Origin of the sequence: Shewanella fodinae, assembly GCF_014651955.1 — a bacterium.
Taxonomy (GTDB): domain Bacteria; phylum Pseudomonadota; class Gammaproteobacteria; order Enterobacterales; family Shewanellaceae; genus Shewanella; species Shewanella fodinae.
Genome location: NZ_BMXW01000022.1, coordinates 22,858 through 34,570, shown reverse-complemented (window position 1 = coordinate 34,570; position 11,713 = coordinate 22,858). Strand labels below are relative to the sequence as shown.

Genomic DNA, 11,713 nt, shown 5'->3' with positions numbered 1-11,713 from the left:
TTAGCCTAAACCGGGCTTTTTTAAGACTTTTTGCTAAGTAGGTGACTGGACAGACCTGAAAAAATGCGCTGGTGAAAAATTATCATTCTGCTCTAAAATGCATTCAGCAACTTTACCTTTACGTAAACTTCATATATCTTGCGGTTATTGCTGCTAACTGAGTGTTATTTAATGAGTATCCGACCAACTCCCCAAACCACTTATTCCATTAGTGACCTGTCACGGGAATTTGATATTACCACCCGCAGTATCCGCTTTTATGAAGATCAGGGGCTGTTGAAACCTAAGCGTCGAGGCCAGACCCGTATTTATAGTCTGAAAGATCGCGTACGACTGAAACTTATCCTGCGTGGTAAGCGCCTCGGTTTTTCGCTTGGGGAAACCAGACGGTTGTTTGAATTGTATGACGCCGATAAAAGCAGTGTATCGCAACTCAGCACCATGCTGCAGTTGATAGAAGATAAGAAGACCTCGCTGCAGCAACAGATGGATGACATCAAAATTGTATTGATGGAACTGATGGCAGCAGAAACCCAGTGCCGCGAAGCACTGGCAGAAATTACGACTGAAAAAACCGGTTAATCACGTCGCTGTCATCATCTGCAAGTCGCAGCGGATTTCAGCGTCGACACAGGAGCCAACCATGCTATCCAGCTATTCAGGACTTGACTTCGGACTCGGGGAAGATATCGAGATGTTGCGGCAGGCAGTTGCCGCATTTGCCGCCGATCAGATTGCGCCTTTAGCGGCAAAAATTGACCAAGATAATCAATTACCCACAGCACTATGGCCACTTTTAGGTGATATGGGGCTGCTGGGAATTACCGTCAGTGAAGATTTCGGTGGCAGTGGCATGGGCTATCTGGCTCATGTGGTCGCGATGGAAGAGATTTCCCGCGCCTCCGCTTCTGTCGGATTGTCATACGGTGCCCACTCTAATCTGTGTGTTAATCAGATTTTCCGTAACGGCACTGCCGCACAAAAAGATCGTTATCTGCCGAAACTGGTCAGTGGTGAGCATATCGGCGCATTGGCGATGAGTGAACCCAATGCAGGCTCCGATGTGGTTTCAATGAAACTGCATGCCCGCAAACAAGGTGACCGCTATCTGCTCAACGGCAACAAGATGTGGATCACCAACGGTCCCGATGCTGACGTGTTTGTGGTCTACGCCAAAACGGAACCACAACTGGGTGCCAAGGGCATAACGGCTTTTATTGTTGAGCGCGACTTCCCAGGATTTGCCACAGCACAAAAATTAGACAAATTAGGCATGCGCGGCTCCAGTACTTGCGAGTTGGTATTCACCGATTGTGCAGTCCCTGAAGAAAACATCCTCGGCCAACTGAATCACGGCACCAAGGTACTGATGAGCGGTCTTGACTATGAACGTGTGGTGCTTGCTGGGGGCCCGCTGGGCATTATGACCGCCTGTCTTGATCTGGTATTGCCCTACACCGCTGAGCGCCAGCAATTTGGCAAGGCGATTGGCGAGTTCCAGCTAGTTCAGGCCAAACTGGCCGACATGTATACCGAAATGAACGCCGCCAAAGCCTATGTTTACGCCGTTGCCAGAGCTTGTGATCAAGGCCGTGCCAGTCGTAAAGATGCTGCAGGCGCCATTCTTTATAGCGCCGAAAGAGCTACTCGAGCCGCCCTAGATGCCATCCAGCTCTTAGGCGGTAACGGTTATATCAACGATTACCCGGCCGGACGATTACTGCGCGACGCCAAACTGTATGAGATAGGTGCGGGCACCTCGGAAATTCGCCGCATGCTTATCGGCCGCGAACTGTTCAGTGAGAGTCACTGAACGACCTTCTAACCAGTAGCGGAGCCAACCTCTATGACCCGCATCATCAGCCAGATCAATCCCACCGCTGACGCCTTTATCAGCCGTCAGCAAGCAATGCAGCAGTTAGTGGATGATCTCAAACAGAAACTGGCGAAAATTGCTGAAGGTGGCGGTGAGCGCGCTATGCAGCGTCACTGCAGCAAAGGCAAGTTGGCCCCCAGACAACGGCTGGCGCAACTCCTCGATGCCGATGCTCCGTTTCTTGAAATTAGCCAATTTGCCGCATTTGACGTCTATGAAGAGACCGTGCCAGCTGCAGGAGTGATTGCCGGTATTGGCCGCGTCAGTGGCTGCGAATGCATGATCATCGTTAACGATGCCACCGTTAAAGGCGGTACTTATTATCCGTTAACGGTGAAGAAGCATCTGCGGGCGCAGATGATTGCTGAGCGTTGTCGCCTGCCCTGTATTTATTTGGTGGACTCTGGTGGCGCCAACCTACCATTGCAGGATGAAGTATTTCCGGATCGCGAGCATTTTGGCCGCATTTTTTATAACCAGGCTCGTATGTCAGCTAAAGGCATTCCGCAGATAGCCGTAGTGATGGGCCTTTGTACTGCCGGTGGTGCCTATGTTCCGGCCATGGCCGATGAATCAATTATTGTAGCCAATCAAGGCACTATTTTCCTGGCTGGGCCACCGCTGGTAAAGGCTGCCACTGGCGAAGAGGTATCTGCCGAAGAATTAGGCGGCGGTGAAGTTCATACCCGCTTATCCGGCGTGGCCGATCATCTGGCACAAAATGACGCCCATGCACTGCAATTGGCACGACAAGCCGTGTCACGGCTTAACCATCCAGCACCAACTGTTATGCCACAATCCGCCGTGATACCACCGCGCTACGATGGGCGGGAGCTATACGGTATTGTCGGCACCGATCTGAAAAAGCCTTATGACGTGCGCGAGGTGATTGCCAGATTGGTTGATGACTCCGATTTTGACGAGTTCAAAGCCAACTACGGTACCACATTAGTGTGTGGCTTTGCCCGTCTGCACGGCTATGCCATCGGCATAGTGGCTAACAACGGCATTTTGTTTTCTGAGTCGGCGCAGAAAGGGGCTCACTTTATTGAACTATGCTGTCAACGGCAAATCCCGTTGCTGTTTTTGCAGAACATCACCGGCTTTATGGTTGGGAAAAAATATGAGCAGGAAGGCATCGCCAAACACGGTGCCAAAATGGTGATGGCCGTTGCCTGCGCTAATGTGCCGAAATTTACCGTCATCATTGGTGGCAGTTACGGTGCGGGCAATTACGGTATGTGCGGCCGCGCTTATGATCCGACCATGATGTGGATCTGGCCCAATGCGCGTATTTCGGTCATGGGGGGCGAACAGGCCGCCAATGTACTGGCAACAGTCAAACGCGACAGTATGGAGCGCCAGGGCCAATCTTGGTCACAGGCCGATGAAGCTGCTTTTAAAGCCCCTATCGTTGAGAAATACGAACGTGAGGGCAATCCCTATCATGCCAGCGCCCGGTTATGGGACGACGGTATTATCGACCCGGCACAAACCCGTGATGTTGTCGGCCTAGCGCTGGCCGCCGCAGCCAATGCTCCCATTGAGCCCAGCCAATTTGGCGTATTTCGCATGTAGGAGGTCAACATGCAACACACTCTACTCAAGCGAGATGCGCAAGGCGTATGTCAACTTATCCTCAATCGCCCAGATGCCGCCAATGCCTTTGATGAGCAGTTGATAGCCGAATTAATCACGATCTTAAATCAACTTTCGAATGATCCTAGCTGCCGATTATTGCTGCTGCGCGGCCAAGGAAAACATTTCAGTGCAGGTGCCGACCTGCACTGGATGCAACGTCAAGCGAAAATGAACCAGGACGCCAATATTAGTGATGCCCGTGAGCTAGCAACACTAATGCAAACGCTGGACAATTTCCCCAAACCCACAGTGGCCTTGGTACAGGGCGCAGCCTTTGGCGGGGCGCTGGGGCTGATTTGCTGTTGTGATGTAGCCATTGCTAGCCGTAATGCTCGCTTCTGTTTGAGTGAAATCCGGCTTGGGCTGCTCCCGGCGGTGATCTCACCCTATGTTCATCGCAGCATTGGGATGCGGCAGCTACGGCGTTATGCACTGAGTGCTGAGCTAATGGATGCCACCACCGCCTTACAACTCGGATTAGTGCATCAGGTAGACGATGATCTAGAAAACGCCGCACAGCACATAGTCACCGCTTTACTGCAAGGAGGGCCAGACGCTCAGCGGCAGTGTAAAACCTTGCTGGCACAGATAGAAACTGCACCACTTGATGAAGCGCTCACTCACTTGACAGTGCACGCCATTGCTAACGTCCGCGCCAGTAAAGAGGCGGCTGAAGGTATCGCGGCCTTTTTTGATAAACGTTCGCCAAGGTGGCAACCAGAGCGCACAGCCATCCCACAGGAGCCTGCGCATGACTGAGCTCAGCATTCGTAAATTATTGATTGCCAATCGCGGTGAAATAGCCTGCCGCATTATACGGACCTGCCAGCAATTGGGGATTAGCACCCTTGCGATTCATTCTGCGGTTGACCGTCATGCACTGCATGTCAGCCTTGCCGATGAAGCGCTTGAACTGAGCGGCGATTCAGCACTCGCACCTTATCTGGATATTGATGCAATTATCGATGCGGCGAAGCGCTGTGGTGCCGATGCTATCCATCCCGGATACGGCTTTCTTTCAGAAAATGCCACTTTCGCCAGCGCCTGTAGCGCGCATGGGCTGATTTTTGTGGGACCGCCCGCCAGCGCCATTGAAGCCATGGGCAGTAAAAGTGCCGCCAAAGCGATTATGGCGGCTGCCGGAGTGCCATTGGTGCCGGGTTATCATGGCCCGGAACAAGCAAGCCGTTTTCTACAACAGCAAGCGAACACTATTGGCTTTCCGCTACTGATCAAAGCCGCTTATGGTGGCGGTGGTAAGGGAATGCGGGTGGTGACAAATGCGTCAGACTTTACCGCAGCGCTGGCGGCCGCCAAGCGGGAAGCTAAAGCGGCCTTTGGCGATGATACAGTACTGTTGGAGCGCTATCTGACACAGCCGCGTCATATTGAAGTACAGGTATTTGCCGATCAGCAAGACCACTGCATTTACTTAGGCGATCGCGATTGCTCGCTACAACGTCGGCACCAGAAAGTGATTGAAGAGGCCCCCGCGCCGGGATTGAGTGATGAACTCAGACAACAGATGGGACAAGCCGCCGTTGCTGCCGCTAAAGCCATTGGCTATTGCGGTGCAGGTACCATTGAGTTTCTACTGGATAACGACCAGCAGTTTTACTTCATGGAGATGAATACCCGCTTGCAGGTGGAGCATCCAGTGACAGAACTGATCACCGGTCAGGATCTGGTCGCCTGGCAGCTCAGCGTTGCCGCTGGTGAGCCCCTGCCATTAACGCAACAACAAGTGACGCTCAGTGGCCATGCCGTCGAAGCCCGAATTTACGCCGAGGATCCCAGCCATAACTTTCTTCCCGCTGCCGGCCCACTGCAATATTTGCAAGAACCCTCAGCAATGGCGCATTTACGCTTAGATACTGGTGTGCGCCAAGGGGATGTCATTACGCCTTTCTACGATCCGATGATTGCTAAACTGGTCATCTGGCAACCTACGCGTAGCGACGCGCTGCGACAGCTGACACTAGCGTTGCAGCAGTATCAGATAGCCGGGCTGCGCCATAACATTGCCTTTCTGGCAGCTCTGACATCGCATCCGGCCTTTATCAGTGAAGATTTCAGCACCCATTTCATTGAACAACATCTTGATGAATTGTTGCTGCAAGCAACAACGCCAACGCCGACGACGGAAGTACTTGCGGCCGCGGCCATGGTGAGTCTGCTGGCGTCTAAACCGCGAGATCACACTCACAACTCCCCCTGGCAGCGCTTGGCCGGTTTTCGGCTTAATGCTGCGGCAGAGTGCAATTTATTGCTGCACTATAACGCAGCGGCAACTACCTCACGTTTCCACTTGCGGCTACAGCAGCAAACCAGTGGTGAGTATTCACTGACCATCAACGCCAGCGCTACAGCAGATGATGTCGATACTCAGGTAATGGTCAGCGGCGAAATAATCGGTGTGCAACAGCTAAAGCTGGCACTCCACGGCCATAGCCAACACTGGCATTTCTGCCAGCAACAGGAAACTCTGTGGCTGCTGCGACACGGCCACGTCTGGCAATTTGATTGTGGGCCTCAAAGTTACGATTCTACAGGTCACCCTGGCGATGCTTCGCTGCAAGCCCCCATGAATGGCACCATTGTCACGTTACTGGCGCAGCCGGGAGATGTTGTCCGTAAGGGTAGCGGACTGTTGGTATTGGAGGCGATGAAAATGGAATACCAGATCAACGCGCCAACAGACGGCATTGTCGAGAGCTTTTTGTGTCATACCGGAGAATTAGTGCAACACGGAGCGCTGTTAGTCCAGTTCAGTGCCAAGGAGTTGGCCTGATGTATCCTTCATCCATCAGTATCTACGAAGTGGGTCCGCGTGACGGCCTGCAAAATGAACGTCCGCTGGCGCTCAGTGACAAGGTGCAACTGATTGATGCCTTGGCTAGCGCCGGACTGCGCCGTATTGAAGCTGGCAGTTTCGTGTCGGCCAAATGGGTACCGCAAATGGCTGATTCGGCAGCAGTATTAGGACAGATAACCCGCGGTGCAGATGTTAGCTATGCGGCGTTGACGCCAAATCTTGCCGGATTTGAGGCCGCATTAGCCGCTGGCGTTAATGAAGTAGCCATCTTTACTGCCGCCTCTGAAAGCTTTTGTCAGCGTAATATCAACTGCAGTATCCGTGAATCGCTGGATCGCTTTGCGCCAATAATGGCTAAGGCCAAACACCTTGGCATTCCGGTACGTGGGTATGTTTCCTGTGTGCTCGGCTGCCCGTATGAGGGCGACATTGCGCCATCCCAAGTGGCTGCGGTGGCACAGGAATTACTGCAACTTGGCGTTTATGAGATCTCTCTTGGCGACACCATTGGCATTGGCACGCCACGAAAAGCCAGAAACATGCTAGATACTGTTGCCAGTAAAGTACCAATAGCCCAATTGGCGCTGCATTTTCACGACACTTATGGTCAGGCGTTAGCGAATATTCTGGCCTGTCTTGATAGTGGGGTTAGCACACTGGATGCCGCAGTTGCTGGTCTTGGCGGCTGCCCTTACGCCAAAGGCGCTTCTGGTAATCTGGCGACCGAAGATCTGGTGTATATGCTACACGGTTTAGGCATTCATACGGGCGTTGACCTAGCAAAACTAGCCCGAACTGGCACTCAGATAAGTCAGACCCTTCAGCGCCCAAACAGCAGCAAAGTCGGACAAGCGTTAGCTGCCGAGTCGGTATCAGCGAAACAGGAGCACGAGTAATGGCGGGCATGAATAAAGTCGTGAATAGTTATTCCGAGGCATTGTCCGGCTTAGAAAACCGGATGACAGTGATGGTGGGCGGTTTTGGTTTATGCGGTATTCCAGAAGGACTGATCAACGAAATGGTCAGACGACAAGTGACCGGATTAACCGCTATCTCCAATAATGCCGGCGTTGATGATTTTGGTTTGGGACTGCTACTGCAAGGGCACCAAATTAGTACCATGATTGCCTCTTATGTAGGTGAAAATGCCCTGTTTGAACAGCAAATGCTAAGTGGTGAGCTTGAAGTAATTCTTACGCCGCAAGGTTCTCTGGCTGAAAAAATCCGCGCAGGTGGCGCTGGCATTCCGGCCTTTTTTACGGCGACAGGTTACGGCACACCGGTGGCTGAAGGCAAAGAAACCCGCGAAATCGACGGTCGCTATTATGTACTGGAACCCGCATTGACCGCAGATTTTGCGTTAATACGCGCCTGGAAGGCTGACACCATGGGCAATCTTATCTACCGTCATACTGCTGCCAATTTCAATCCAGTGATGGCCACCGCGGGCAAGATCACCGTGGCTGAAGTCGAAGAGATTGTTGAGGCTGGAGAGTTGGACCCGGATCATATCCACACGCCCGGGATCTATGTCGACCGCGTTATCCAAGGCCGGTTCGAAAAACGAATCGAGAAACGTACCGTCAAGAGCCACAACGTCTAAGGAGAACAGCATGGCACTTTCCAGAGAACAAATGGCGATGCGGGTGGCCCGCGAACTGCGCGATGGTGATTATGTCAATTTGGGCATTGGCATCCCAACATTAGTGGCCAATTATATTCCGGCAGGCATTGAAGTGATGCTGCAGTCAGAAAATGGCCTGTTAGGCATGGGCGAATTTCCCGATGAAACTGCGGTTGATGCCGACCTTATCAATGCTGGCAAGCAGACGGTTACCGCCGTAAAGGGTGCCTCGTTTTTTTCCAGCGCCGATAGTTTTGCCATGATCCGTGGCGGCCATGTGGACCTCACGGTACTGGGAGCATTTGAGGTCGATGTCACGGGTGCAATCGCTTCCTGGATGATCCCCGGTAAATTGATTAAAGGGATGGGAGGAGCGATGGATTTGGTTGCCGGGGCACGCAACATCATTGTCACTATGATGCATGCAGATAAAGCCGGTAACTCTAAGCTGCTACCGCAATGTACTCTGCCATTAACCGGTGTCGGTTGCATTAACACAGTACTAACGGATCTAGCACTACTGCATATCCACGATGGTGCATTTCACTTAAAGGAGTTGGCACCCGGCGTGACCATTGATGAAATCAGAGCCAAAACCGCTGGCAAACTGGTAATTCCGCAACAAGTAGCCACCATGGTGTTTTAGCCACCAAGAGCCACTGAAAATACTCCGTTGGCAATTTGGAGTGGGACTGCAGTAGGCGTTACCTTCCACAATTATTTCAGTTACGCTGTTGTCGTGATGATGGTCTTGGGGAAAAACTGATGCAGCTTGTTGAACATGCGACCTTTGCTACGCTAATGCTGAAACTTTTGCAACAGCAACAGGCGGAGGCATTTCTAGCACATATCAATGATAATCGTGACATCTATGAAGAAGTGATCCCGTTTGTCAGTCGCACTCACAATTTGGCTCAGATGCAAACTGTTATTAGCGCTAATCTGACGCGCCAGTCACAAGGTGAAGCGCTTTTTTATACGCTCTGGGACGGTGAGGTAATGGCCGGTTATCTGCTAGTGCGGGAAATCAATCGCGATGCTAATTGGGCAGAAATTGGCTACATGCTGGGTAAACAATGGCAGCGCCAAGGGATTACCACCAGGGCTTGCCGTTGGTTAATCGAGCGCTTATTCGCCTCTGGACTCGACAAAATCGCGTTGTGTTGCAATGACGACAATCAGGGCAGCATAGCCATCGCTGAAAAACTCGGATTTAAGCTGGAAGGCATTCTACGCCAGTATTTTGTGGTGAATGGAAAACGTCGCAATATGTGTTGCTACGGGCTATTGAAAGACGAATGGCTTGGTTAACCCGCATGCAATTACTCACGGTAACTGCGTAATGCCTGCTTATGGACACCCACTTAATCAACCAAACAACAATTATTGTCAGCATGACCAATAACTTTTTGCGGTTATACCAAGCAAAGGCACCGCAACCACCAAACGCACAGATGAACATCCTGGGGAACAGTGCGCCTAATGACAGATGGTAGGGAGTGGTGAGTAAAAAAGGAGCAACTGCCGTTTTAATGCGATAACCCGACTATCTTTCCGAACTGACTATTGATGCAAGATCCTGCTTCACTCCACACTTGACAGCAAATTCGGTGGTGCGCGCCCAATAAGGAAGGAAAGATGATGGCCATTCCCTCCCCCTAGGTAGCTACGGCAAACTGAAGGACGGTAGGTATCTTAGCCATTCCGCCGAGACCAACACACAGCGATATAAGTGATATGTCGAATACAGAAGTAAGTCACTACTATCAAGACAGCTCATTACATTGGGCCGTCTGCGCCTTAACCGCTGCCATTAAGCCGGGAAAAAATGCCGCCACCAATGGGAGAACGGTAACACCAGAAACAATGCGGGCAGAAAATTTACCACCGCAAAATTCATAATTTTGGCAATACGCAAACCAATCGCCAGCATTATGATGCCGCCTACCGCAGAGAAATCCGCATATGCCATCGCATCCATATAGGGCAAAATAGGCTTTGCCAATAAAAACAATGATGCCTGCACAGCAAACTGCACCACCGCAATTAAAATTATCCCCGGACCAAGCCCGATAGCAAAAATCATGGCGGTGACCAAATCCATCATAGATTTCACCAGCAACAGTTTGTAATCCCCATTCAACCCTTCGGTCATGGCGCCGATAATCCCTAAACCACTGGCACCAAACAGCACAATCAACGCGGTAAATTGTTGGGAAAACTCTGCTTTGCCCAACCCCCTCGGCATCGGCAGTAAACGGTTCATTTTCTGCTGAATAAATGCCGCAGCTTTGCTGATACCAGCCTCAAAATACAGTAATTCTCCGAGCGCGGTGCCTAAAATCAGTGACAGAACCACCACAGGTAGATTGTGTTCTTTGATGATCATGGTGATGCCTATTGCGATGGACGCCAACGCAAAGGTTGCAGGTAATCCCAGCTGTAACCGCCTCGGAATGTACTTTGCCAGTATGGCACCGAGCAGACCACCGACAATAATGGCGCAACTATTGATGATTGGGCCAAGCATCATTACTTCTGTTCTCCTGAATCAAACATCATCCAATATCGGCGAGGCCAGCAGCCATAAACACAGCAAGTGTGCCAACGCCGATACGGAAGAATTCTGGATTAAAAATGGATTGCGGTGCCAACAACAGAACCAGTCGCTAAATAACATGGTTACCTATTAACAATCACACAACTGCGGCACCCGCATAAACTCAGAACCAGAAATACCAGCGTTAATAAACACTAATGCTCTAGATCTAATGTATGACTTTTGAATCGGATCACGATACATCATCTTGATAAGAAGATCACGCTGTTACTAATATTGCGGGCTACTTCAGCGATCTATTAATTAATACTGGCGTATATCTTTACGTATGGTTATTTTTTGCTCATATCGCAAATAGCGCTCATCCGTCCTTGGCTTTACATATACCGAAGGAGGGACTATGTATCGGTCCGTGTGTTCCCTGATTTTGCTGCTGTTAGGCGGCTGTGCCTGCACCACCCATCTGCCACCAAAGGCAGATATTACTATGCCAGATGCCCATACATTACGCTTTAAAGGTGATACTCGTATCGACGACGTCAAACGATTACTGGCAGTAGCTGAGGACGCCCCAGAGCCTATCTCTAGGCTGGTAATCACCAGCGCTGGGGGAAATCCCACTGGCGGAATGATGTTGGGGGAATGGGTACACAAACAGCAAATCGAGCTCGAAGTGAGCGGTATCTGTGCGGGCAGTTGCGCCAATTATATTTTTACCGCCGCGAAGAGCGTCAAGGTGAATGCTGACAGTGTGGTCGGGTTTAGTGGTGGTGCCTGGCAACAACATTGGGATAAACCGTGGTACACCTTTCTCATTCCAGACGCAGACCCGCATAAATGCCTGTCTGTCGTTGAATGGCGTCAGCGCGAAAGTGCATTTTTCAGACACATTGGGGTTCGCGAAGAAATCACCATTATGGGACAAGTTGCGCCATTTAATCAGCAGTTATCCGGTAAAGGGCTATGGAGCTATCAAGCAGAAGATCTGAGCAAGTTTGGACTACACCAAGTATATTTTGCCGCCAAGCCCCTATTACAGTCACAAGTACAAATCCTGCAATTTACACCTGGCGCATTGGAAGATTATCTAGCAAGTAGTCGCTTGCAGCAGGGCGCAGCACCTTAAAATAGTTGCGGAGTTCACAAACCACAAAGACACCACAGCACTGCCGATAATTTTATTGGACAATAGTATTT

At 50.9% G+C, this 11,713-nt stretch carries 11 protein-coding genes; 10 read left to right on the top strand and 1 reads right to left on the bottom strand.

All coding sequences use genetic code 11. The features are described 5' to 3' along the window. The first annotated feature begins 171 nt into the window (after nt 1-171). The 9 genes from IE064_RS15745 to IE064_RS15705 all read left to right on the top strand — a co-directional run bounded on the left by IE064_RS15745 (nt 172) and on the right by IE064_RS15705 (nt 9,267). A complete protein-coding gene (locus IE064_RS15745) occupies nt 172-582 on the top strand; it encodes a MerR family transcriptional regulator (RefSeq protein WP_133038594.1) in 411 nt (136 codons plus the stop codon). A gap of 61 nt (nt 583-643) precedes the next feature. Next, the gene (locus tag IE064_RS15740; RefSeq protein WP_133038595.1) at nt 644-1,813 is read left to right on the top strand and encodes an isovaleryl-CoA dehydrogenase; all 1,170 of its coding nucleotides are present in this window, start codon (nt 644-646) and stop codon (nt 1,811-1,813) included. A 33-nt stretch (nt 1,814-1,846) separates the two neighbouring features. Continuing rightward, nucleotides 1,847-3,454 (top strand): carboxyl transferase domain-containing protein, encoded by a 1,608-nt coding sequence (locus tag IE064_RS15735; RefSeq protein ID WP_133038596.1) that lies wholly within the window; start codon nt 1,847-1,849, stop codon nt 3,452-3,454. Between the two features lie 9 nt (nt 3,455-3,463). Further along, entirely contained in the window at nt 3,464-4,276 is an 813-nt protein-coding gene (locus tag IE064_RS15730; RefSeq protein WP_189618688.1) for an enoyl-CoA hydratase-related protein, read from the top strand. Next, nucleotides 4,269-6,308 (top strand): acetyl/propionyl/methylcrotonyl-CoA carboxylase subunit alpha, encoded by a 2,040-nt coding sequence (locus IE064_RS15725; RefSeq protein WP_189618687.1) that lies wholly within the window; start codon nt 4,269-4,271, stop codon nt 6,306-6,308. The genes IE064_RS15730 and IE064_RS15725 overlap by 8 nt, the downstream gene beginning before the upstream one ends. Next, nucleotides 6,308-7,228: a hydroxymethylglutaryl-CoA lyase gene (locus tag IE064_RS15720; RefSeq protein ID WP_189618686.1), complete on the top strand. Its 921-nt coding sequence runs from the start codon at nt 6,308-6,310 to the stop codon at nt 7,226-7,228. Before IE064_RS15725 ends, IE064_RS15720 begins: the two co-directional genes overlap by 1 nt. After that, nucleotides 7,228-7,935, top strand: a complete 708-nt coding sequence (locus tag IE064_RS15715) for a CoA transferase subunit A (RefSeq protein WP_133038600.1) — start codon at nt 7,228-7,230, stop codon at nt 7,933-7,935. The genes IE064_RS15720 and IE064_RS15715 overlap by 1 nt, the downstream gene beginning before the upstream one ends. A 10-nt stretch (nt 7,936-7,945) precedes the next feature. Next, a complete protein-coding gene (locus IE064_RS15710; protein ID WP_133038601.1) occupies nt 7,946-8,602 on the top strand; it encodes a 3-oxoacid CoA-transferase subunit B in 657 nt (218 codons plus the stop codon). A gap of 119 nt (nt 8,603-8,721) precedes the next feature. Then, nucleotides 8,722-9,267, top strand: coding sequence for a GNAT family N-acetyltransferase (locus IE064_RS15705; RefSeq protein WP_189618685.1), 546 nt, complete (start codon nt 8,722-8,724; stop codon nt 9,265-9,267). A gap of 502 nt (nt 9,268-9,769) precedes the next feature. Here IE064_RS15705 and IE064_RS15700 read toward each other — a convergent pair. Then, entirely contained in the window at nt 9,770-10,489 is a 720-nt protein-coding gene (locus IE064_RS15700; RefSeq protein WP_229800102.1) for a DUF554 domain-containing protein, read from the bottom strand. Between the two features lie 427 nt (nt 10,490-10,916). Here IE064_RS15700 and IE064_RS15695 point away from each other — a divergent pair, with 427 nt between their 5' ends. Further along, the gene (locus IE064_RS15695) at nt 10,917-11,642 is read left to right on the top strand and encodes a hypothetical protein (protein ID WP_189618684.1); all 726 of its coding nucleotides are present in this window, start codon (nt 10,917-10,919) and stop codon (nt 11,640-11,642) included. Nucleotides 11,643-11,713 lie beyond the last annotated feature (71 nt).

Coding starts and splice junctions, on each gene's coding strand:
- IE064_RS15740 (WP_133038595.1), top strand. CDS start 644: ATGCTATCCAGCTATTCAGGACTTGACTTCGGACTCGGGGAAGATATC.
- IE064_RS15745 (WP_133038594.1), top strand. CDS start 172: ATGAGTATCCGACCAACTCCCCAAACCACTTATTCCATTAGTGACCTG.
- IE064_RS15735 (WP_133038596.1), top strand. CDS start 1,847: ATGACCCGCATCATCAGCCAGATCAATCCCACCGCTGACGCCTTTATC.
- IE064_RS15695 (WP_189618684.1), top strand. CDS start 10,917: ATGTATCGGTCCGTGTGTTCCCTGATTTTGCTGCTGTTAGGCGGCTGT.
- IE064_RS15725 (WP_189618687.1), top strand. CDS start 4,269: ATGACTGAGCTCAGCATTCGTAAATTATTGATTGCCAATCGCGGTGAA.
- IE064_RS15700 (WP_229800102.1), bottom strand. CDS start 10,489: ATGATGCTTGGCCCAATCATCAATAGTTGCGCCATTATTGTCGGTGGT.
- IE064_RS15730 (WP_189618688.1), top strand. CDS start 3,464: ATGCAACACACTCTACTCAAGCGAGATGCGCAAGGCGTATGTCAACTT.
- IE064_RS15705 (WP_189618685.1), top strand. CDS start 8,722: ATGCAGCTTGTTGAACATGCGACCTTTGCTACGCTAATGCTGAAACTT.
- IE064_RS15715 (WP_133038600.1), top strand. CDS start 7,228: ATGGCGGGCATGAATAAAGTCGTGAATAGTTATTCCGAGGCATTGTCC.
- IE064_RS15720 (WP_189618686.1), top strand. CDS start 6,308: ATGTATCCTTCATCCATCAGTATCTACGAAGTGGGTCCGCGTGACGGC.
- IE064_RS15710 (WP_133038601.1), top strand. CDS start 7,946: ATGGCACTTTCCAGAGAACAAATGGCGATGCGGGTGGCCCGCGAACTG.